Here is a 23,651-nt window from a genome sequence, read left to right on the forward strand (position 1 = left end):
TGTCGATCCAGCATGCAGCCGGTTCACCCATCGGCCCGACCCTGGTCGAAAGTCCCTGGTAGATCGGGATAGTGAGCTCGATCGGCCGAGGTCAGTTCGGCGACAACGAGTTCGCCTGCGCCGCGGCAGACCGGGCAGACCTTGGCGCCGAGGCATTCCCGGCAGCGCTGGCGGCCGGAGGGGCCGGTGGCGGTCCAGCCGCGGCCTTGGCAGGCCGGGCACCAGCCCAGACCAGCGCACTCGTAGCACAGCACCGCGTCCGCGCCGACAGTATCGGCCGTGACGACCGGTTCGGGCGGGACGAACGAATCGTCCTCGGGGACGGCGACAATGGGTGTCTCACCGGTGAAAATGACTCCGCCATATCCTTCTTGCACGCGGATGCGCACCACGAACCCGTCGTGTGTCCCGATGACCGTCGACTGCACCGCCCCGGACTCGTCGGCGGAACGCTCGACATGCACCGACCATCCGGCCTCGGTGAGCGCGGTCACCGCCCGGGGCACCACGGCAGGGTCGTAGGCCGCGCCGGGCGGGTGCACACGTGCGCTGGCGCGGTACTGATACCGCACCGGCTCGTGCCAGTCCACCGCGACCGGGTGATCCGGCACCGACACCTGCGGAGTCACACCGGGCGTCAGCCGCGCCGCCAACCACAGCAGGTAGTCACGCAGCCGCTCCGCCGCCCGGTCGAGCCGCGCCCGAGGTGCGGTCATGCGCTGCCGCCCGATTCGGCGCGGCCGAGTCCGAGATCGGCGCCGCCCGTCTGTTTGGCGCCCGCGATGATCTCTGCCCAGCTGAGGCCCTTGACCTCGCGCAGGTATTCGACGGTCGGGCCGAGCGGGTCCCTGTACTCGCGGATGTTTCGCCTCCGGATCCGGTCCTTCAGATGCTCCCATTCACCGTAGTCCTGGGTCTTGTAGAAGGCGCCGATCTCCCTGCGTGCGTTCTGCAGGGTCCTGGCGATCTCCTCGTCGGACGCGCCGCGTTCGCGCAGCGCGTCCTCCACGGCCTGCAGGCGCCCCACCTCCGCGATGTAGTGCTGCCGCAGCGCCGGCAGATGCGCGGTCGCCGGATCTCCGGTCGGCTGGGCCAGTGCCTCGGGTCTGCGGTCGTGGGCCAGGATCGCGTCGACGTCGACGGCGGGCGTGATCTCCTCTACCGCCGCCACCGTCGGGCCCGCGTCCGGCTCGTAGGCGATCACCATGCGGTGGTCGGGTTTCGGCGGGGTGTACAGCGCCATCGTCCCGGCGTTGAGAACGTTGCTCGCGCCCGCGTCGATCGAGTACAGGTAGTCCTCGTTCCCCGGCGGATCGAAGACGGTGTGCTCTACGACCCGGAAGACGCCGCCGACCGCAGGAGGCAGCACCCGCTCGATCGCTTCCATCAGCAGATCGCCCTGGATGTGTCCCCGGTCGCCCGGCCTGCCGCCCTCGGCGCGCTCCGAGGTCATGTCCCACTGCACTTCGATGCGCGCGCCCGGCGCCAGGGTCCGCGGCAGTCGCGCGGCCAGCGCGTCGTACTGGGCGGCGGTGTAGTGCGCGCTGACGTTGTTGATATAGAACCTGGCGACACCCCCGTTGCCGCCCGCCGCCAGCACCTCGCCGTGCGTGAGCAGGTCGGCGAACAGCACGAGCGCACCCGGCATCGGCAGCGGACCCGGATCGAGGACGCCGAGGTTGCGGCGGCGCTGCCCGGCATCGGCGAAGTCCTGCGGCAACTCGGTCTGCAGAATCAGGCCGCGGCCCATCGTGTCCTGGATGGGGGTCAGCTCCACCGCGAACGCGCTGCGTCCCACGCCGACGTCGACGGTGTGGCCGCCCGCGCGCGCCGCCGGCACCGGCGGACGGCCTGCGAAGAGCACCGGATCGTTGCGCTCGGCGGGGAGCCGGTAGGTCGGCCGCGGGCGGGACAGCACCTCCACCGAGGACTTTCCGTCGGCTTGATCGTGGATCACGACTACGTACTCCACGTTCAAACCGTGCTGCGCCGTACCGCGATTCGCCCTATCGACGGTGTGCAGGAAGTCCAGGAGCGACATCGCCGTGCCGCGCGGATGCGCCGGTAGAGCCGCTCGGATTTCGACCTGTCCGGTGCCGCGGTGCAGTACGCCTCCGATCCAGTCCGGCATCGCCGCCAATGCGGACGCGGCCTGGCGCATGCGCGCCCAATTCACCGCCTCGCGCAGCTCGTCGGTGATCAGCGGTGACGCGCGCAGCTCGTCGATGGCCGCCTCGATCGCGGCCAACCGCCGCGGACCGTGCGGCAGCGGATCGTTGATCGCCGCCCTGAGTGGTGTGAGCGCCTCGATCAGTGCGTCCCTGCCCACGGTTGCGCGCGCGGCATCGGCGGCGGGATCGAAATAGATCGCGTCGAAGATGCGGCGGACCTGTTCCTCGTGCATCCGGCCGTTCATCGCCAGCGCCTCGCTGATCAGCACGTCGGTCGCGTACTCGCCACGCAGCAGTTCACCGAGGCGGTCCAGATGCGCCTGGGCCGCTTCCTGGAAAGCCGGTTCGGTCAGCAGGAGCCCGAAGACGGGACGGCTTGCCACGGCTCCGCCGTACTCCAGTCCGATTCGCCGTGCCAGCTCGGGATTGTGTTCGGCGAGCAGCTCGGCGGCCTCGCCGACCGGGTCGGCGCTGATGCCGAGATGGTCGAGCAGGTCGGTGAGATCCCGGCGGTAGTCCGGTGTGAGGTTCGATCGCGCCGGATCGAAGATCGACTGATCCAGGTGCGCGACAACCACTTCGAGTTCGGCGAATCGTCCGCCGGGATGCCGGAAGGTGGGATCGGTGGCCAAACGGATCTGCACCAGCAGATCGGCCACCGTACGCGCGACATCACGCGAACGCGCCCGGTCGGACACGGTCAGATCGAAGGCGGAACCGTCCGGACGCATGTGGTATTCGCCGACCGCTCTGGCGCTGACCTCGCCGACGCGCAGGTGCACCGGCCTGCCGTCCGGCAGCGTGAAGTACCCGTCTACCCGAACGCGGCTCATCGATCCCGCCGGACCCACCGGCAGCGGCCGGTACCAGCTCATGCCCTCCGGCGTGATCAGCCGCAGGGCGCTTTCCACCTGGCGCATCAGAACGGCGTGGCGCATCCGATCGCGGCCGGGTTCCCGTGCGTCGCCGCGGCATTCACCCAGGTTGCCCACCGTCCCGTGGTGACGGTCGCCTTCCGGCGGCGCTGCGTGGTCACCCTCGGACGGGTCGCCAGGGCCGACGGCTTCAGGGCCCGACTCGGGCCGAGTCATCGGGTCGACAGCGGAATCCAGACTGCGACCAGCCGGCGTCGAGGCCGGTCCCGGGCCGATATCGTCCGATCGACCGAGGGCTGCGGCATCGGCCTGGCCGATCCCTTCGCCGCCACGGCCCGGCGGCGGAGTGGTGTACGCCCACACCTCCGCGGTGATCATGCCCCGGGCCTGAATGGACGCGAGTCGGTGCAGCACGCCATCGATCGCGCTGCGCGAGTGGCCGAGCTCCGCGAGCACCGCCTCGGCTTGCGCAGCTGTGACCGCGCGGACCTTGGCCAGGATCTCGGGCGGGATCGGCTGGTTCATCATCTCCAGCAGGTAAGGGAATCTGGTGCCGAGGAACGGGAGATCGGTTCGCGCGTCCGGGCGGTCGGCGAGGATCAGATCCGGGTCGGTGACGACGAACGAACCCGCGTGCTCCGGAAACGAGAAGTCGTTGTCGGCCGCGATGGCGATCGCACCCGCGGTGCCGTCGCTGCCCTGCCGGTCGCACTCGCCGGTGATGGCGTCCCGGATCGCCATCATGAACCGCTGCGTGACGGAGTATTCGTGCGGGGCACGCGGTGCGGTCAACTCGGCGACGAAGTATTGCAGCGATCCGGGTCCACGGCTTCCGTCGTAGGGGACGGTCGGCGGAACCTGATGGAACCCGAGCAGATGATCGAACCGGAAGGTGGCGACCTCGCTGGCCACCGGCCCCGACGCGGGCAGCTCCATACCGGGGATCGGCTCTCGCACCGCGGGCCGATACACCGCCGTGCCGTTCTCGAAGTGCACGACAAGCACTTCGTTCAGGTGGAAGTGGCCGGTTTCCAGCACTTCTGCACGGATCACCGCGCCGAGGTCGAGTAGCGCGCGCTCCGCCGGAGTCATGGTCCAGGCCGGCGCGCCCTGAGCGTCCTGCCCCGACGGACCGGGCGACGGCGGGTCCGCTGGTCGTCCCGATCCCGTAACGTCCGGCTCTTCCTGGCCGCTGGGCGGGCCCGGTGTGGTGCCACTCGAATCCGGCTCGCCGGAACCGGGATTCAGCTCCGGATCGGAGTCGTCGCCCGAGGACATGCCGATGCCGGTGTCCGGGCGGGCGTTCGGGTCCGGGGCGAATTCATCGATGGACCGCGTCGGCGTCCCGTCGGGCGTGTAGACGATCCCCGATACGGCGCGCACATCGGGGGTGGGCTGTCCAGACTGGTATGGGTGCGGGAAGCCGAGGGCGGAGTCGTACACCATGATGGTGCCGCCCTGGTTGGCCATGACGTAGGCGTGTGCGCCGACGCCGTGCCGATCGGCAGGCCCGTGGTAGTCCTCGACCACCAGGATTGTCGTGCCGTAGTCCATGCCGCGCAGCCGGTCGGCGATCGCGTCGCGGGAGTCGAAGCTTTCCAGACGTCCACCGGCCGCGTCCTCCAGCTGATCGGCGGTCATTCCCTCCGGGCCGACCGCCGCGTCCGGCACCCGTACGACCGTGCTGCCGGTCAGGTCGACTACCCGTGAAAGCGACTGCGGCGCACAGTCGTTGCGATATCGCGTGGTGTCGGTCGGGGTGTCGTCGGGTGCGCGCTGTGGCGTCGTACCGTCGACGACCTCCGCGCCCGGCGCGGGGCCGCTGTCGCTGGAGAACAGGCCGCGGAGGCGCCGCCACAGGCTCGGTGCCTCCGCGCGGGCATCGGGCTCGGTGCTCTCCGGCTCGGGAGCGGGCGCGACCTCGGGCTGCGGCGGCGGAGCGATGCGTGGCACGTCCCTGATCCGCCCCGGCCATTCCCTGCCGCTGATCACGCCGTCGGTTTGGATTTCCGCGAGCCGCCGGATCTCGCCGTCGACGGCTTCCGGCTCGATGCCCAACTCGGTGAGCACGGCGCGCAACGCGTCCGGATGCAGTTCCCTCGCCGCCGCGAGCGGATCCGGGTGCAGCGACTCGTGCAGCGCGTCGACCACGAAACTCGATCGGATGCCGATGCGACTGGTGTCCAGCGGCGCGGTGTGCTCACCATCGTGGATCACGAGAGATCCACGCGGGCGGCGCGCGTCACCGGCCGCGGTGAGATAGTCGTTGTGATCTTGGTCGGCATCGATGTAGACCCCGATCGCCACCGCGTGCCGCTCCGCCAGCGAATATGCCGACACCGGGCTACTCGGCAGCACCCGGACCAGTTCCTGTAGTGAACCGGCGCCATAACGCCCGGTCCACGCGATGGTCGGTGGCACATGCCCGTACCCGAGCAGCAGATCCCTTCGGTACCGGGCGACTTCACGGACGACCGAACCGGATGGCAGCACCTGGATCTGGCCGAACGTCTGGCCGGATGCCGGCTTGTACACCCACTTGCTGCCGTCGGCGAACTCGACGATATAGACGGCGTTGCTCTCCGGGCCGGTGGGAATGCGCTCGTAGCGGACCGGTTCCCCTTTCGCACGCACGGCCTCTTCCACCGCGGTCCACTGCGCCCGCGCCCGCGCCAGCTGGGCATCGGGATCGCCCGGCGGGTTCGGCGATTCGCCGATCAGGCTGGCAGGACGGGCGCCATCAGCCATGCCGAGGTCGCGCGGATGTTGCGGAACGCCTGCGGCGTCGTAGTGAATTCCCCAAGTTCCCGCGACGCCGGGAGGCGGAGTCCAGTCCTGGTAGCGGCGGACCTCGTTCGTCGCTGGGTCGTGCACCAGGATGGTGCCGTTGTCGTTGGTCATCACGTACGCGTGCGCGCCGACGCCGTTGTTGCGCTCGGCCACGCCGTGGTACTCGTCGACGACCAGGGTGGTGGCGCCGTTGCCCATGCGCCGCAAGCGTGCCGCGATGGTCGCGTGGCTCTCGGCTCGCAGGCGGCCGCCCGCGGACACTTCCAGATCCTGCCAGCGCATGCCGTCCATGCCTACGGCTCTGGCCGCGTCGACGTCGATCGCCGTGCTGCCGGTCCGGTCCTGGACGATCCGCAAGGAGCGAACAGCGCAGTTGCGCGGACCAGTCTCGGTCACATGCGCGACGCCGCGCGGTGTGGTCACATCCGGCGCCCTGGTATCGGTGGTGCCGTCGTCGTAACGGCCGCGCTCGACGTCAACCGGCGCGGTACCGACCCGGCGCCGCGCCCACCCCGGATCCGGCGGCGGACGGCGATGATCCACCGAAGGCAGAGTGTCGCCCTGCCCAGCGGCGATCCGGCCGAAGTTGGCCAACGACTCGGTGGGCCGCCCGGTCTGCGGATCACTGGGTCGCAGATAGCCTTGGTGCACCTGTTCGGCATTGCCGAAGTTCTCCGACCGCGGGAATTCGGCGCGAATTCGGCGCGCTCCGAACGCTTCCGAGGACGGATCCATACCGAGGCCGAGCCCGGTACCGAGGTAACGGCTCCACGCGCCCGGCTGGTCGGCGCCGAACATGGTCACCGGGTCACGCCAGGAGGCGGCGACGTAGACATTCTGCGCACCGATGCCGAACGCCGCGGCGCTGCGCACCGGGCCCGCGCCAGGCGACCCCGACAGCGTGATCGAGCCGACCAGCCCGGCCAGCCTGCCGTGCTTGCCCGCGAAGCTGGCGGTGACGGAACCATAGCTGTGCGCGAAGATCCGGTTCGTCAGCTGCCGGGGGTCGGCGGTTCCGGCGTGCGCCCTGGTCGCGTGGAAGGCCGCGATCTCGTGCAGCAGGAGGTCACCGCCCGCCTTCGCGCGACTGCGGAAGGCGGCCCTGACGTACCCGGTGTTGATCGGACCGGTCGGCGCGTCGTAGCCGATCCAGATGATCGAGGCCAATTCCAGATCCGGGTCCACCCGCTTGGCCTCTTCGTACAGATGACGCAGCGGGGTGAACTGATAGTGCAGCGACCGCAGAGTGGTGTTGGTGCCGGGGACATGCCAGTTCACCGTTCGGGCGGTGTCCACGTTGCCGAGCGCGACGACCGCCTTGCCGTCGCCGCCGAAGGCCGTCGCGTCGTAGGACAGAACGTGGACCGGCGGATTGCCCGGCACCTGTCGTGCCTGCTCTTCCAGCTGCGCCAAGTGGTTGCGAGTCAGGACCAGGTTGCCCAGCTGCTTCAGCTCCGCCGGGCTGAGCACGCTGCGCGACCACCACATGCCGCGTCCCTCCGGCCGTCGCGCGAGGAACGTTTCCAGGTCGCGGGTGATCGCGAGCCGGTTCGCGTCGTTGCGTACCTGCGCGGGCAAGCCGTCGGCATTGCCGATCTGATGCGGGTAGACCCGCAGCAGAGCCTGCTGTGCCGGGCTCAGCTCGCCGGGGCGGGCCGGGTCGGTCAACGCATGCCACCAGTCGGCGTTCTCGGTCGCCCGCCGCCGTGCGGAGTCGACGATGCGGCGGGTTCCGCTGCGCTGCAACGCGTCCGGACCGTCGAAGCCGCCGTCCCGCAGCGCCGCGTCGGCAATCCGCTGCTGCTCTTCGGTGAATCCGGGGTCGGCCGGAAGAGCGGGACCGAGGTGGGGCGGGTGCGTATCCGCGCCGCCTCGGTCGCTATCGCCGGGCCCCGGTTCATCGGGGTCGGAAGCCGCCAGCTGGGTGTCGCCGGGGTCATTCGGGCCGCGTCCACCGCCGTCCACGGCACGCGCGGGTGGCGTGCTACCGGGCTCTACGTCGATGGGTCCGCTGTCGGCGACGACTGTCCGGGCAGCGGGTCGGTCACCGCCGCTCCGGCCGTGATCGGCCTGGTCGTCCGTACGTCCGCCGGGTGCGGCGTCCAGCTCGCCCATGCCGTCTGTCCGCGCGGTATCGGCGTCGCCCGGCCGCCGGGCGTCGGGTCCGCCGGCGCGCGGACCGCGATCATTCGGGCCTCGATCCGGTCCGCGGTTGTCGGAACCGGGCGCGGGCGGCGGATCCTCCGGACCGTGATCTCCCCTGGCCTGCACCGATTCCGGAACCTCGAAGCCCTGCTCGACCAGGATCGCGCGCAGCAGGTCGGGGTAATCGGTGACGATGCCAGCGACGCCTTCCTCGATCAGGCGCCGCATTTCGTCCGGATCGTTGACCGTGTAGGGCACCAACGGCATGCCCACGTCGGCGGCCTGTTGCAAGAACTCGTCGGTCAGCATGGCGCGCTCGGGCGAAAGCATCGTCGCGCCCGCCTGCCGTGCGGCGGCCGGGAGGTCACCGCCCGGCGAGCGGCGCGGACCGGCGACCTGCGCCGCCATGCCACGGACCCGGCCCGGCCCGGAGACGCCGGGATCGACGCCGAGCCAGGTTTCGGTGGCGGTGCGAGAACTCACCAGCGCGACGCGGTCGACGTCCGGCGCCAGCTCAGCGGCGTGTGTCAGCACCCGCCAGTCGAAGCCGAGCACCCGATACCGCACGTCGTAGCCGCTCAGGCACTCCACAGTGGCCGCGACCACGGCCCGGACTTCCGCGTCGCTCCAGGAGGGATCGGTTTTGATCTCCACCGCCAGCGTCACACCGCGGCCGGCGGCCAGCGCCGCGGCTTCGGCCAGGGTGGGCACCCCGCTTCCGCGCGGCGCGGCCTGCTGGGTTCCGGCGAACGACTTGTTCACCACCGCGGTGTCGAGCGTGCGGATCTGTTCGGCCGTCAGCTCGCGGATCGGCTTGCCCACGTAGGGAAATCGCGGATCGCCTGGGCGGACCGGGCCGGTGTCACGCACGGTGTGCCCGTCGATCTTCTGCTCGTGCGAGATGACCGGCACACCGTCCCTGGTGAGCCCGACATCGAGTTCGATCACGTCGACGCCGAGATCCATCGCTTGCGCGAAGCCCGCGAGGGTGTTCTCCGACCACAACCCGCGGCCGCCGCGGTGGCCCTGGATCTCCGGCCTGGTCCGATCCTCGGGCACGCGGCGCGGCGAGCCACCTACTTCGCTCGAGTCCGTGCGATCCAGCCCGGAACGTTCCGGTTCCGGGCCCCGGGGTGTCCGGTGTTCCTGAGTTCCGTCAGCGGGCCTGCGCCCGAGCTGGTCCTGGCGGACCGGAGTACGCCTGCCCTCGGGATCTTTCGGCGCCCACCCGGCACGATGGAATACACCCGGGTCCTCCGGGACGGCCCGGTGCGGCGCCCGCGGCACTTCGTCGCCGTGTCCGGTCGCGATCAGGCCGAAGTACGCCAGCGACTCCGGCGCCTCGCCGATATCGGGGTCGATGAAGTCGAAGTAGAAACCGTGTGCAGGGAAGGCGCGGCCGAACGACCCGACCGCCGGGAACTGCGACGGAACACGCCGAGCGCCGAATGCCTCGACCGAGGGGTTGATGCCCAAACCCATGTTGAGAAAGCGGCCGTGGCGGCCGGGCAAGAGCGCACCGAGCCCGGTGACCGGATCGTAGGAGAGTTTGGCGACGTAGACGTTCTCGGCGCCGATCCCGAACTCGGCGGCGTGCTGGACCGGCCCGGCGCCGGGCGAGCCGACCAGCGTGATCGTGGCGACGTCGCGAGCCAGTCGCCCGTTCGCGGCCGCGTAACCCGTTGTGGTGGACCCGTAGCTGTGGCCGAAAAGGTGGATCTTCGGCGGCGGCGGGGCGACCGGCCTGGTCACCGCCGGATCGGCGGCTGCCTGGTCGACGGGCCGCCCGGCACGAGCCGCTCGAGCCGCTTGATAGGCCATCACGTCGCGGGCGAGCAGACGGCCACCGACTTCCGCGAACTCGGGGGTCCTGGTTTCCAGCCAGATCTTCGCGCCGCTCGGCGCGTCGTACCCGATCCACGCGATGGACGCGACCTCGACGGTGGGATCGGCCAGCACCATGGCCTCGTACGGGTCGCGCGCCGCCTGCAGGCGCTTGGTCAGTTTCTCCACGGTCGTCGTGACCCCAGGCACCTGCCAGGCCACGTGCGCGGCGGTGTCGACGTTGCCGATGGCGACCACCGCACGGCCCTCGCCGCCGAAGGCGAGCCCGTCATACGCGAGCAAATGCACCGGGGGCGTGGGTATTCCGGGTCGCACACCGGTGGAGCGGTTCAACGCCTCTTGGGTCGCGATGATGTTCTTCAGCTGCTGGCGTTCCGAGGGGGTGATGTCGCTACCGCGGAAGATCCGTGCCAGCGAGCCACCGCGCGGCCTGCGGGCCAGCAGTGCGTCCAGGTCTCGTCGCAGTTGCAGCCGGTTGGCCTGGTCCCTAACGTGAGCGGGGATGCCGTCGGCATTGCCCACCTCGAACGGATGCGCCCGCACCAGCGCTCGCTGCATCGGGCTCAGCTCGCCCTCCGGAGTGCCGCTGTCGCGCAGCGCATCCCACCACAGCGCGTTCTGGGTGGCCAGCTCGCGCGCTCGCGTGTAGTCGTCGGCGTAGCCCCGGTGCATCAAGTCCGCGGCGCGCACACCCTCGCCGCGCAGTGCCAGGGCTTGCCGCACCAGTGCGTCGGTATCCTCGGCGGCCGTGGCATCGGCGGGTTCGGGCGGTGGAAGCGCGCCGTCGCGGAACCGGAGCGGCCGCTGCGCCTCGGGGTCGGCCGAGCGCGACGCGATCCGGCGCTGCCACAGACTCGGATCGGCCACCGCCGCGCGCGGTGGCACCTGCCGCACGGAATCGCCCTGCCCGGCGGCGATGCGCCCGATATTGGCCAGCGCCTCGGTCGGCGCGCGGGTGTGTTCGTCGGTGAACCAGTAGTACTGGCTGTGCACCCGCGCGCCCGCCCCGAATCGCGGATCCGGATAACCCAGCAGCTTCAACGAGATCCGCGAGAACACCGTCTTCTTGGTGGACGTATTGCCCTCGATGGGGATCTCGGCCGCCATGCGCGTGGCGCCGAAGACGTCGAGGGCCGGATTCACGCCCAAGCCGACGTTCAACAGCCTGCCCCGCCCGCCCGGCGTATTGGCGCCCATTCCGGCGACCCAGTCCCGGGACGAGCTGGCCACGTAGACCTCGACGTCCGCGCCGTATTCCGCTGCGCTCTCGACCCGGCCCGCTCCCGGCGAGGCCAGCATCGTCACGGTGCCGATCTCGCGCGCCAGGCGAGCGCCCGCCGCGGCCTCGCTGATCGTGGTGGCGCCGTAGCGGTGGCCGAAGAGGTGGTTCGCAGGCACCGGCTCGCCGCCCTGGCGCGCGGCCAGGTACGCGCGAGTGGCTTGGAAGGAAACCACGTCTGTGGCCAGCCGGGCGCCACCGTCCTCCGCGCGAGCGGTGGTCGTGGCCTGCGCCAGATTGTCCGGGGCGTCGTAGCCGATCCAGGCGATGGAGGCCGCGGCCACCGCCGAATCGGTGCGCACAGTCATCTCGTAGGCGTTCCTGGCCAGCTTCAGCTGCTCCGCCATGGTCCGGATACTCGAATTCACACCGAATACGTGCCAGGACACCGAGGACGCCGTGTCAACGTCGCCGAACGCGACCACGGCTCGGCCGCTGCCGCCGAAATCCTTCGCGCTGTAGGACAGCACGTGCACCCGCGGTGTCGGCACGTCCACATGCACGGCGCCCGCCAGGCGATCGGCCCGCAGCAGAGCCCGCTGGGTGGCAAGGAGGTTGCGCAGCTGTCCGCGTTCCGCGGCGTCGAGTTCGGTTCCGGCGAGCACCCGTTCCAGCTGGCTGGGGTGGCGCCGATAGTGGGCGTCGAGGCGCTCGACGAACGCGTCCAAATCACGCCGGATCGATAGCCGGTTCGCCTCGTCCTTCACCTGTGCGGGGATACCGTCGGCGTTGCCGATGATCTCCGGGTGGATCGCGACCATGGCGCGCCGCTGGCCGGAACTCAATGCGTGCCACCACTGGGCGTTCTCTTCGGCCCGGGTGCGTGCGGAGTCGTCCGGATCGACGGGGCGCAGCAGGGAATCGGCGTTCGCGGTGGGGCCGAGTCGATCGCGCAGAGCATCCTCGGCCGCCCGGACCAGATCGTGGTCGGCCCGCGTGATCCGCACGTCGTCGGGCAAGCCCGTTTCCGGGTTGCGCGGCCCGACCAAGTAACCGGGGTCGGCCGGTGACGCGCCGATGCGGTGCCACGGTAGTGAACCGTCCCGCGGTGCTGGGTCGACGCCCTCGATCGGATCCAGCGGGTTGCCGTCCGAGTCATAGAAGATGCCCCAGGTTCCGGCGAGGTCCCGGGATGTGCGCGGCGGATACGGGCGCGGCTCACCGACGCTGTCGTCGTGAACCATGATCGTGCCGTTGTCGTTGGTCAGCACATAGGCGTGCGCACCGACGCCGTATTCGTCGGCTGGACCGTGGTACTGGTCGACGACCAGCACCGAAGCGCCGTCACCGAGCAACCGCAGCCTGGCCGCCAGCAGATCGTGCGGGTCCGACAGCCGCGGGTCCGCACCATACGCACGCAACCGGCCACCGGCGTGCGATTCCAGTTCGTCCGCGCTCATCCCCGGTGGGCCGATTTCACCCGCGGGTAGCCGCACCACGGCGCTTCCGGTCAAACGCCGGATCCAGCGCAAAGCCCGCGGCGCGCACTCATTGTGCCGCGGCTCGACTCGATTCGCGGTATCCCGCTGGGTGCTCCGCTGATCCGGGACGGTGTCCGGAACCCGGTGCGGCGTGGAGCCGTCCCCGGAACGTGGCACACGGCCGCGCTCGGGATCCTCGAATCGGGTGCCCAATTGGCGGCGCACCCAGCCCGGATCGGTAGCCCCGGGGCGGTGCGGCGCGGTGGAAACCTCGCCGCCGCGCCCGGCTCCGATCAATCCGAAGTTGTCCAGCGCCTCCGTCGGCGTGCCGGTGCTGGTGTCGGCGAACTTGTAGTAGCCCGAATGCCGTTGCCAGACACCGGCGAATCGCCTGCCGTCCGGGAGCTGGGCGGCGATTCTGATTGCGCCGAAGCCCGCGCTCGCTGGATCGGCGCCGAGCCCGAGGCCCAGCATCGGCAGGATACGACCCGCTCGGCCGGGTACCGTCGCGCCGAGCCTGGTGAAGATGTCGTTGGACGCGGCGGCCACGTAGACGTCGACGTCACTGCCGAACTGTGCCGCATTCGTCATGGGGCCGCCGGGGCCACCGGAGAGCACGATATCGCCCGCCAGACCCGCGAGCCTGCCACCCATCCCTGCCTCTTGGGTGAGGGCGGTGCCGTAACTGTGCGCGAAGACGCGGTTGACCGGCTTCCCGTCCGGCCCGCGAACATGCTGCTGCGCCGCATCGGTCGCGGCGATATCGCGCAGCAGCAGCTGCGCACCCGCCTTGGCGCGGCGCAGCGTCGCCGCTTGCAGCAGCGCGGTGATCTTCCCGCCCGCAGGCACGTCGTAACCGACCCACGCGATCGAGGCGTTGCGCTCGCCCGCGCCGAGCTTGCCTGCGGTCACGCGGTATTCGTTGAGCGCGAAATCTAGGCTGGCGTGCAGCTTCTCGACGGTATGGCCCATGCCGATGACATGCCATGCCAGATGCTGGGCGGTATCGATATCGCCGAAAGCGACCAGGGCCCGGCCTTTTCCGCCGAAGGCGGTGGAATCGAAGGCGACCACGCGTACCGGTAGGCCGGGATCGACGGCCGCGGCTCGCCGCTGCGCACCCGCCAGCGCCTTCTCGGTCGCGAGCAAGACGCGCAACTGGCGGCGTTCGGTGCGCGTCAACCTGCCACGTGACCGCAGCTCGGCCAGCTCCCTGGCTATCCGCAGCCGGTTGGCCTGGTCGACGGCGGCGGCATCGATGCCGGGCGCGTTGCCGATCACAGCCGGATGCACCCGCACCATCGCCCGCTGCAGCGGGCTCAGCTGACCGGCCGGTGTATCGCTGTCGCGCAGCGAGTTCCACCACTCCGCGTTACGTCGCCCGAGTTCCTTCGCGTGTGCGGCCACGGACTCGGCGGGATGGTCGCTGTGCAGCAGGTCCGCCGCCGAGGCGTCCGGTCCCAGCAGTCGCAACGCGGTGTCCGCGGCGTCCGCTTCGGCGTCGGTCGGCTCGGACAGGTCTTCCGGTAGTACGCGGTCTCCGGGCGAATCACCTTGTGCTGCCGAGCGGTCGGCTGACTCGGACTGATCATCTTGCGAAACGCCGGTGCTGGGCGGATCACCCCGCGCCGAGGCGCTGTCGATCGGCTCGGCCGAGTCCTCGGGCGGCACACGGTCACCGAGCTGCCGTGGCGCATCCGTTCGGGGCACATCGCTATCGCTGGCGCCTGAGGCGGTGGATAAAGTACCCGTGCGACTGCCGGAACCGACTGGATCGGCGCCGGTGTCGTCCGTGCCAACGGCCGACGGGAGGCCGGCGTCGACATCCGGAATCGCGACCGGATCCACACGCCCTGCCGACAACTCCCGGACTTTCGCATCCGCGTGCAGGTAGTCCGGTGCCAGATCAGCGATTTCGGACAGCCGGGCGACGTCCTCGTCGGCCAGATCCTGATCGGACAGGTCACGTACCGTTTCGTCGAGTTGCTCCGGTGTCAGTCGCTCCGGATCGACAGCGGCCCGTATGTTCTCGGCCAGTCGCCGGATTCGCTCCGCCAGTTCATCGCGCCGTGCCACCGCGGCGGCGAGCAATTCGTCGGGCGGCTCCAGCGGCTCCTCTTCGTCGTCCGGCTCGGTGTCGCCCACCGCGATACCGCGGGCTCGGCTGCCCGCGCCTCCATCGGCGAGCGGGCGCAGGTGCTCACCTTCGGCGCCGAAGAACACGCCCCAAGTGGACTTGACGTCCGGTGCCGTGTCCGGATCGAATTCGAAAACCCCGCCGCGCAAGGGGTCGTCCACCATGATCTTTCCGGTGGCCTTGTCGTGGTACATGACGTAGGCGTGCGCGCCGACCCCATGTTCGTCGGCCTTGCCCTTGTGTTCGTCGACGACCAGGACCGCCGCGTCGCCACCCAGATACCGTAGGCCGTCGGCGATCATCTGATGCGCGGGACGCTTCTTGCTGCCGACCACCCTGGCGATCTCACCGCCCGCCGCGACCTCCAAGTCGTGCCAGGACATGCCCTCCGGGCCTACCGACCCCGGTTCGACCAGCGAGATCGAGCCATTGCCGGTCTGCACGGCGGCTCGCCAGAGCGCGAGTTCGCCGCAATTGTTCACCGCGTGCGCGGGCGGCTGGTCCGGATCGGGCGCGTTGTCGGGAGACCGATGGTCGACGGAACCCACCAGGTCGGCCCCGATTCGGCCGGCGTCGTGCAGTGCTCGCGTCGGCACTCCGCTGGGTGGTTCCGAACCGCCCTCCGGCACAACGGGGTCGATCCTGCCGAACAGTCCGCGCGTCCCGTCGGGTACATGCACGCGAACGTCGCCGAAATGCCCGTCCCTGATATGCGGCTCCGCCATCCCGGACAGCACTACGTCACCGGCCAGCCCCTCCAGCCTGCCGCCTCGGCCGGCGGCTTCGGCGACATCGATGCCGTAGCCGTGTGCGAAGACCTTGTTCGTCGGGACGGCGTCCGGTCCACCCCTGACCTCCCGCGCCGCGTCCGCGGCGGCGATGTCGCGCGCCAGTAGTCCGGCACCGGAACGCGCCCTGCGGGTGAAGACGCCTTGCGCGCGACCGCTCGGCACGTCGTAGCCGACCCACGCGACCGAGGCGATCGACTCGCCCTCGCGCACCCGGCCCGCCGAGGACCGGTACTGCGCTGCGGCGATCCGCACACCGGCGTGCAGCTTCGCCACTGTGTTCCGGATGCCGGGCACATGCCAGGACACGTGATCCGCGGTGTCGATATTTCCGAAAGCTATGGCGGCACGTCCCTTCCCGCCGAACGCGGTCGAGTCGTAGGCCACGACGTGCACCGGAGGGGCGGAATCGAGAGCGGCGGCCTGGAGCTGCGCGCTGGCCAGGGCTCGGACGGTTCCCTGGAGATTGCGCAACTGCGCGCGCTCGGCGCGGCTCAGGCCGGAGCGCGACTGGAGATCCTCGAGTTCGCGTGCGATCTGCAGGCGGTTCGCTTCGTTCGCCGCCGCCGCGTCGATGCCGGGCACGTTGCCGATCACGTCCGGATGTGTCCGTACCATCGCCCGCTGCATCGGGCTCAGCTCGCCGTCCGGAGTGCCGCCGTCGCGCAGCGAGTTCCACCATTCGGCATTCCTGCGGGCCTGATCCTGCACCGCGGCGGTGTCGGTGTTCTCGCCGTAACGCAGATCTTCGGCGCGCGCGTCGTCGGCCAGACGGCGCAGCGCGGCGTTCGCATCGTCGATCTCGGCTTGGCTCGGCGGGCTGGTGTCCTCGGGCAGGAGCCGGACGCGGTCTCGGCGATTCCGGCCGGTGTCGGCATCGCTGCCGGTGTCACGACGGCTGTCGGTGTCACGACGGCTGTCGGTGTCACGACGGCTGTCGGTGTCACGAGGGCTGCCGGTGTCACGACCACTGTCAGTGTCTCGGCCGCTGCCGGTGTCGGCGGCGCTGTCGGTGTCGGTGTCGCTGTCGCTGTCGCTGTCGCTGTCGCTGTCGCTGTCGGTGTCAGCGTCGGTGGCGGTCCGGCCGGAGGTCTCCTCGTCTCCGGACGACTCCGGGTCCGTGTCGGTCCGGCGATCGGCGTCGGGGTCGGGACGGGCGCGGTTGGAGTCGGCGGTGCGTACATCCGGTGCTGGGCTCGATGATGCCGCGATCGGCCCGGCGACCAGCGCGACATCCTCGGGCCGGACGGCGTCGTCCGGAATACCCCGATCCCCCTGGTCGGCGTCCGCGTCGGCGTTCGCGTCCGACCTCGCCTGCGGCGCTTCGGAATCGGCCGCCTGGGCTTGGACGGCTCCGTCCCGCCCGAGCGGCCCGGCAGCGGGCCGACCTGAGGCACCGGCACGCGCCCGCGCCCCGTCCTGCGCCTCGGTACTGGTGGCGCGCGGCGCGGTGCCGTCTCGATCCCCGGCACGACTCGCGCGCGAATCGACGGGAGAATCGCTCTGCGGCAGCGACATTCGGCCCTGCTCCGGGCCGGTCGCCGCGCCGACGGTTCGCGCCGGACCCGCGGCGGCACCGGTCGAGGACGCACTCGTGGAAGTACCGGGCGTGGTCGAGGACGAACTCGCCGAAACACTCGGCGCGGTCGAGGGCGAGTTCGGCGCGGCACCGGTCGGCGTCGCTGCTCCGGCTCCCGGCACGGTGCCGCCACCCGGTGTCGCCACCGATCCAGCCGAGGTCCCTGATGCGGCACCCGTCGCGCCCTGGTCGGTGGCCAGAGCTTGTGGTGCGGTAGCTGGTTGCGAAGTGGAGGACGGAGTAGCACCACCTCGCTGGGAGGTGTCCGCATTATCGCCGACGCCTCCACCGTCCAGGCTGGTGCCGGGTGCTTGGCTGGTACCGGGTGCGGCTTGACCCGCATCAGGTGTGCGCTGGCCCGCATCGGGTGCGGCTTGGCCTTCGGGCGCGGATCGACCTGCCGCCGGGTCGGATCGGCCCGCGGCGTCGGCACCGGAATCCGCGGGTCCCGCCTGCTGGGCACCGGGTCCTTCCGTGCCGCCACGGCTATCGCCGTTCGCGCTCGCGGCGGTACCCGCTCCCCCGTCTCGCTGCGAACCGGTCGAGGTCTCCCCGCCCGTCTGCGCACCGCCCGACGTATCCACAGCGCCATTCGCACTCTGCCCGCCATTAGAAGTGTCGGAAGCGATACCAGCGTCATTCGCACTCTGTGTACCGCTCGACGTAGCGCCCGCGGGGCCGGCGCTATTCGCACCGTGCGTGCCTCCTGACGTATCGCCCGTCGCGCCAGCGCCATTTGTGCCGCCGGACGTATCTGCCGCGGCACCAGCACCATTCGAGGTATCTGCGCCAGTGGCACTGCCGTTGGTGGCCGCAGGGGTTGTCGCCGTCCCCGCACCGTTGGTACCGGTGCCGGTGCCTGCACCTGTTCCAGCACCGGAGCCGGATCCTGTCCCGGTTCCCGAAACCGGAGCCTGGCTCGAGCCGTCCGGCATGGTGCCGACGTTCGGCGTCAGCCCTGGCCCGTTGCCCATCGGCCCGCCGGAGTAGTTCGACCCACCCCGGTAGCCGTAGACCATGCTCGGGCCGACGCCCGACAGCGCACCGCCGGTGAACATGCGGGGATCGAATTCCCAGCCACCACCGGATAATCCGGTCGCGAGGTAGGCCGCACCCGCACCGGCCAAGCCAGCGCCCGCACCGGTGATCGCACCCTTGCCCAGGCCTGCCAGCCCGCTGGGCCCGCCCGGCAGGTGTCGCACGACATTGTGCAGGCCGTAGCCCGCCGCACCGCCCGCACCACCGGCAACGGCGGAGATCCACGCGTTCTGGCCGACCGCGCTCCAGTTGAGTCCACCGTCCTGGTACCCGGCCTGGATATTCAGGCCCTGCACCGCCAATTCTTGCGACGTGCCCTGGAAGACCTCGGTAATCGCCTCCTGCACGATCTCGTAGATGACCTTGGCGAGGATCTCCCTGCTCGCTTGCGACAGCGCCGTCCTGGCCAGGATCGCTTCGATCCTGCGCAGCAGAAAACCACCCATCCACCGGCACGCGGCCTGCGTTGCCGCGATCGCGCCCGCCTGCGCGAAAGGCGCTCCCGGACCCAGGAATGCCGCGTAAGCCAGTTCCGCAGCCAACCACGCCAGCGAGAAAATGTCATTGAGCTTGGTCGCGCGCATTTCGGCGGCGGAGTCGATGGCGCGTTGCCCCGCCGCGTCGTACTTGTCGGCCAGCTTGTCGATGGCCTTCAGCTGCTCCTTGAGCGACTTCTCCATCTCATCGCGCCCCGCGCCGGCCGGATAGGCCACTATCGTGGAGTCGGTCGCCGTCTCGGCCTTCTGCCTGGCGCGTGTGCGCAGCTCACGGGCCAGCCGCTGCAGATCTTCTCCGGCCGCTTTCTGATCGCCCTCCAAGCCTTTGGGCCAGTCGGCTCCCGCGACCCACTCCAGCCATTCCAGCCAGGGCGGAATGGTTATCGAGAAGGGCATGGCGGCGTCCTCGTGCTACCAGCTGGGGTCGGTTACTCTCCCCGGCCGGGCCTTCCGCTCACCGTGGTCGAAGTCCTCGACATCGGTGAATCGCAGTGCGGTGGCGTCATCGTCGTCCTCCGCACGTTCGGGCGAACCCGGCGGCGCGAGCGATACCGGTGGTTCGACCGGGATTTCACCGGCGAAGTCGGGCATGCCGTCGACCAAGTCGGAAAGCTTCGGCAGCCGGGCGCGCCGATCCGTGATGGGCGCGGCCAGTTCCTGGTTCTTGCGTGCCACATCGGCCGCGGCGGCCTGCGCGACTTCGGTCACCGTCTTAGCGATCTGCGCGTAGCTCAAATCCTCGATGCCCGCGGCGAATTTGGTCTCGATGACGACACCGTTGGCGTTCACGGTCACCGTCACGGTCTTATCCCGCGAGGTCGCCGTCCCGGTGAGTTTCGTGCGCGTCTGCTGAGCCTCCGCGATGACCCGCATCTGCTCCTGGAATGCCTCCAGGATCGAGTCCATATCCCGCTCATCGCGTCTTGCGTCGCTCATCCCGGCCCTTGCGTCAGACCAGGCGATCGAAGTTCTCGGTACCGGCCTGCTCGCCCACGTCGATCGCGTCGGCGGCTTGGTACTGGCCTCGGGACATCCGCCGGAAGGAGGTCGCGATGTTCCGCGTGGCCTCGTTGATGCTATCCATCACGTTGTCGAAGCCCTCGGGGCCGTCGCGGAACTTGCTGCCGAACTTGTCCGGGCCCGCGGCGATGCTCGCTCGGTCTGCGGCGTCCTCCGCGTCGGTCACGAGGCCGAGCAATGCCTCATCGGCCATGGAAGTGTCCAGACCGGCAGTTCGCAGCTTCTCGGTGTAGTTCTCGATTTCGCCTGCTGCCATGTTGCTGTCCTTCGACTGATCGAACACCCACCTTCGATCATCGCATGAACGTCAACCGTCCAGCACGTTAAATCCCCTGCGACATGGGATCATCCGCAGACTGCTCCGGATATGTTCACCCGCTGGGGTTCTGCCCCTTGTTCCGATTGTGCTCTTCGATAGCGCGTTCCAGCTCAGCACGGCGCGCCGCGGCATTCGAGCCGTCGAGTTGTCCCGCGAAAGCGGTCCGCGCCGCCGTCACCAAACCCTCGGTGACCTCGGGATACGCTCGGGCGATATCGATCAGGGCGGTTTCGGTTTCGATGTCCAGCCCCGTTTCCGAATGCAGCCCACCGCCGGTGGTGACCGACCCTAGTTCGCGCTCGAAGTTACGCCGCAGTTCGTCTTCGGAGGGGTATCGGCCTCGTACCATCAGTTCTCCCATGTGCGTAGGGTTCCTGCGACGGTTGTATCGGTGAATCCCTGGTCACGCCTCCACCGAGCCGTGGCGCTGCTGGAAACGCTGCTCGAACTCGGCGATGTACACCGATGGCGCCACCGACGACGACGATTGCTCCAGCACACCGTCGTCGGCGATGTAGAAGATGGCCCGGCCGATCGAGATCTCACCCGGCCGAGTCGGCACGAAGACCATCCAGCCCACGCTGATCCGGTCGGCACGCAGCTCATCCAGCGGATACCCGCTGGTGTCCATGCCGCTGTCCTGAATGAACTGGCGCACGCGGGAAATCGCCTCGTCCGCCGCCATCGGTTCGGGCAGCGCCAGCGCCACACCCGCCATGGTCAGCTGGTAAAGGGCGCTGTCGACGTCGAAACTCCCGTCGTCGCCGAACACGTCCACCAGGGTGTCGCGTGTGACGACGCCGACTTCGGCGGCCGACACCAGGGTGGACACCGCCGCCCGCTGCTGGTCGGTCGGCTGCTCGGCGACCAGTCCCGCGATCACCTCGGCCACCGTGTCGGCGGTCCAGATGCCGGGCACCGCGTCACTGAGCTGATTCGCCGACGGCGACTCGCCGCGATACCAGTTTCCGTTCTCCCACCAGTAGCAGAACGACAACAATCCGTTGGCCGCACGCGGATTCAACACCGGATTCGCCACCCACTCCGGCGCGCCCGCGAAGAAGGCGGGCATCGGCTCGCCGCCGTTGTAGGTGGCATCCAGCTCCGGCGCGTTCCACACACCGCCCGACAGCACGGCCCGGCCACCAGGAAGGACATACAACGTCGAGCCGCTGCGCTTGGCACCCTCGAACCAGCCGAGCGCGGGCAACACCCGCGGGCCCCACTGTGATCCGGCCGCCACGAACGCCGCTGCCATCACCGCCCAGCGCGACCACATCACCGGGAACGCGGGAAAATCCCGCTCGGACAAGACCCCGCGCACACCTGCCTCGCGATCCGCTCGGGCCTGTACCGCGGCCTCCTGCGCGGTGCGGGACTGCCTGCCGTCGTGGCCGGTATAGGCCGCCAGCCAGACCGGCAGCGTATCCCGGGGATACATCTCGAGGTCCGCGTTGTAGATTTCGGGCGGGAACAGTTGATCGTCCGGGAACGGCTCGTCGCCGTAGTCATAGTCGACTTCGATCTCCCCCGCATTGGTCAACGACAGCACCAATCGCCACCAGGGGCCGTCGCTGAGCTGCGCCGCCAACTGCCGCTGCTCGCGTACCAGTGCGAGGACAGCCTCGGTGGGCTGGATACGCACCGAGCGCTCTCGGTCGTCGGCGAAGATGACTTGCGCCACCTCCGCCTCCGTTGTCAGGGCGAACACCGCGTTCAGCCGCGCCCAGCCCTGGGGTCCCAATGCCGCAAGCTCGCGGGCGATCTGGTGGTTGAGCTGCTTGGCCCGCTCGGCGATATCGGCACCCTCGTCCTCGACGAGCGTGAATTCCACGTCCGGATCGTCGCTGTGCTCCTGGAAGCTCGTCATGAACTGCCGCATGAAGGCGTCGTTGGCGTCTCCCGCGGCCGGTTCATCGGAGCCGCCGCCGGACCCCGCGTCGTTGCCGGTCCCGCGGTCCTCGGCCTCGTCGTCTGGTCTGGTCACGTCGACGCGATCTCCTCATTAGTCCGCACCGAGGCACGACCCCAAGCGGGAGCGGCGTGCCGATGCCCGAGCTGTGTCACTGGTCCCATCCTGGCACAACGACCCGCCCCGCGACCGCTGAACTACGCGGTGGTCCCGCAGATCCTGACCCGGTTATTCGCCAGGCTGCTCCGCGACCTTGCGCCGGTTGAACTCCTCGATCTTGCGCGCGATCGCGGCCTGCCTGGCGGCGGCGTTGGAACCGTCGAGTTGCCCGGCGAACGCGGCGTGGGCCGCATCGACGAGTTCGTCGGGAACATCCGGGTAGGCGCGCGCGATCATCCACAGCGCCTCCTCGGTCGCCATGTCCAAGCCGCTCTCGGAGTAGATGCCGCCACCGGTGAGCACCGAAGCGAGCAGCTCGTCGAAGTTGGCGCGCAGTTCGTCGCCGGTCGGATAGTCGTCGCGCACGATCCCTCCTTACTCTCGTCCATTGTCCGTGCGGGGTTCATCCGGCGAAGATGCGGGTGCGCCGGACCGGGTCGGCGAGCACGTCGCGGATCAGCAAGCCGAGGTCGAAGTCGGGCGGCACCGCGGGATAGTGCACGTCGCACACGACCCGGTCCGCCACGGTCAGCACCAACCGCGTGGTGCGATTGTCGACCTGCTGCCACTGCGCGGCGACCTGCCCGTCCAGGTCGATGACCCGCTCGCCCGCGCGAAGGACCAGCCGGGCGCCATCCCGGTAGAAGACCATGTGTGTCGGCCCGAGGTCGCCGTAGACCCCGCCGACCGGGCCGACGCCGAGCGCGACACCGCGCAGGGCTCCGGTCACGGGGTCGAAGTCGGCGACTTCACCGAACCCGGCGTGCGCGCGGACCAGAATCCCGCTGCTGGTGGCAGGCCCGCCGATACCGCCGTTGTCCCGCCCGTTGCCGTAGGACGCACGCGGGAATGCACGCGAGGCAGTGGACGCGGACGAGGGTGGCGAGGTCATCGGCGGCATCGCGGGGATACCCGGCGCGCCGGGTTGGCCGGGCTGGTTGGGCGCTGGAGTCGCGGTGTCAGGGGCGCCGATGCCCGGCCGCAGGGCGTGCTGGTCGGGCCTTGGGGCCGAATACTCGTGCAGGCCTGACGATTCGCGTGCCGGATCCGGTGCGGTTTGTGCGGATGACTGACCGCCGCTGTTTTCGAAAGTATCGTTCGCGGGCGGTACGGGATTGTGCGGTGCCGAAGGATCCGGCCAAGTGGAGGCCGTCGGATTGCCCGAATACGCGGGTGCCCCAGAGCCATTCGCGGTGGGTCCCGTACCGCTCCACCCGGCCGATTCGCTCGATGGCGTGAAGCCATTCTGGAAGGACGAGTCCTCCGGAGGGAACGCCTGCGGCGGAGCAGGGGAATGGGGTGTCGGCGGGTGCTCCGGAACGTGCGGAAGCCGCTGTGACTCGGGCAGGTCCAGCGAGAAGGGCGCATCCGGCGCACTCGGACGCCCTGCGGAATCACGCAGTTCCGGCCCATGCGGAAGCTCCGGCGCGTCCGCTGGTCCTGGTGTCGGTGGCTGGGTTGGATCGTGCGGCAACCCCGGCGGGCGCGACGCGTCCGGCCCATGCGGAAACTCCGGCAGCGGGGGAATACCCGGAGTCTCGGGCAGCCCGGGTAGACGCGGAGGCCGCGGCACATCCGGCAGCTCCGGCAGGCGCGGCTTGTCCGGCGGGTGCGGCAGCTCCGGCGGGTGCGGCAGCTCCGGCTGCTCCGGCAGCCCTGGTGGTTCCGGCAACTCC

The 23,651-nt window shown here is 69.9% G+C and carries 7 protein-coding genes and 1 pseudogene; all 8 read right to left on the reverse strand.

Features of this window, described 5'->3' with window-relative positions; all coding sequences use genetic code 11:
* Positions 1 to 23 precede the first annotated feature (23 nt).
* A complete protein-coding gene (locus NA4_RS22465) occupies positions 24 to 716 on the reverse strand; it encodes a DnaJ-like cysteine-rich domain-containing protein (RefSeq protein WP_084497344.1) in 693 nt (230 codons plus the stop codon).
* Positions 713 to 18,961 carry an alpha/beta hydrolase gene (locus NA4_RS22470; protein WP_067473365.1) on the reverse strand — a complete coding sequence of 6,083 codons (18,249 nt, stop codon included), beginning with the start codon at positions 18,959 to 18,961 and terminating at the stop codon, positions 713 to 715. Before NA4_RS22470 ends, NA4_RS22465 begins: the two co-directional genes overlap by 4 nt.
* A 15-nt stretch (positions 18,962 to 18,976) precedes the next feature.
* Entirely contained in the window at positions 18,977 to 19,501 is a 525-nt protein-coding gene (locus tag NA4_RS22475) for a YbaB/EbfC family nucleoid-associated protein (RefSeq protein ID WP_245671537.1), read from the reverse strand.
* A 13-nt stretch (positions 19,502 to 19,514) separates the two neighbouring features.
* Positions 19,515 to 19,841, reverse strand: coding sequence for a hypothetical protein (locus NA4_RS22480; RefSeq protein ID WP_157129219.1), 327 nt, complete (start codon positions 19,839 to 19,841; stop codon positions 19,515 to 19,517).
* Between the two features lie 115 nt (positions 19,842 to 19,956).
* On the reverse strand, positions 19,957 to 20,265 hold the full coding sequence (locus NA4_RS22485) for a hypothetical protein (RefSeq protein ID WP_245671538.1): 309 nt from the start codon (positions 20,263 to 20,265) through the stop codon (positions 19,957 to 19,959).
* Between the two features lie 42 nt (positions 20,266 to 20,307).
* Entirely contained in the window at positions 20,308 to 21,891 is a 1,584-nt protein-coding gene (locus NA4_RS22490; RefSeq protein ID WP_307188597.1) for a hypothetical protein, read from the reverse strand.
* A 153-nt stretch (positions 21,892 to 22,044) separates the two neighbouring features.
* A complete protein-coding gene (locus tag NA4_RS22495) occupies positions 22,045 to 22,341 on the reverse strand; it encodes a hypothetical protein (RefSeq protein WP_067473374.1) in 297 nt (98 codons plus the stop codon).
* A gap of 37 nt (positions 22,342 to 22,378) precedes the next feature.
* Positions 22,379 to 23,651 (reverse strand): annotated as a pseudogene (locus NA4_RS42175) (hypothetical protein); the annotation flags it as partial.

It is taken from the genome of Nocardia amamiensis NBRC 102102 (genome assembly GCF_001612745.1).
Lineage (GTDB): Bacteria > Actinomycetota > Actinomycetes > Mycobacteriales > Mycobacteriaceae > Nocardia > Nocardia amamiensis.

What these genes read in the sequence shown, in the direction of transcription:
- NA4_RS22465 (WP_084497344.1), bottom strand. Translation starts at nt 716, where the DNA reads ATGACCGCACCTCGGGCGCGGCTCGACCGGGCGGCGGAGCGGCTGCGT.
- NA4_RS22480 (WP_157129219.1), bottom strand. Translation starts at nt 19,841, where the DNA reads ATGGCAGCAGGCGAAATCGAGAACTACACCGAGAAGCTGCGAACTGCC.
- NA4_RS22470 (WP_067473365.1), bottom strand. Translation starts at nt 18,961, where the DNA reads ATGCCCTTCTCGATAACCATTCCGCCCTGGCTGGAATGGCTGGAGTGG.
- NA4_RS22485 (WP_245671538.1), bottom strand. Translation starts at nt 20,265, where the DNA reads ATGGGAGAACTGATGGTACGAGGCCGATACCCCTCCGAAGACGAACTG.
- NA4_RS22475 (WP_245671537.1), bottom strand. Translation starts at nt 19,501, where the DNA reads ATGAGCGACGCAAGACGCGATGAGCGGGATATGGACTCGATCCTGGAG.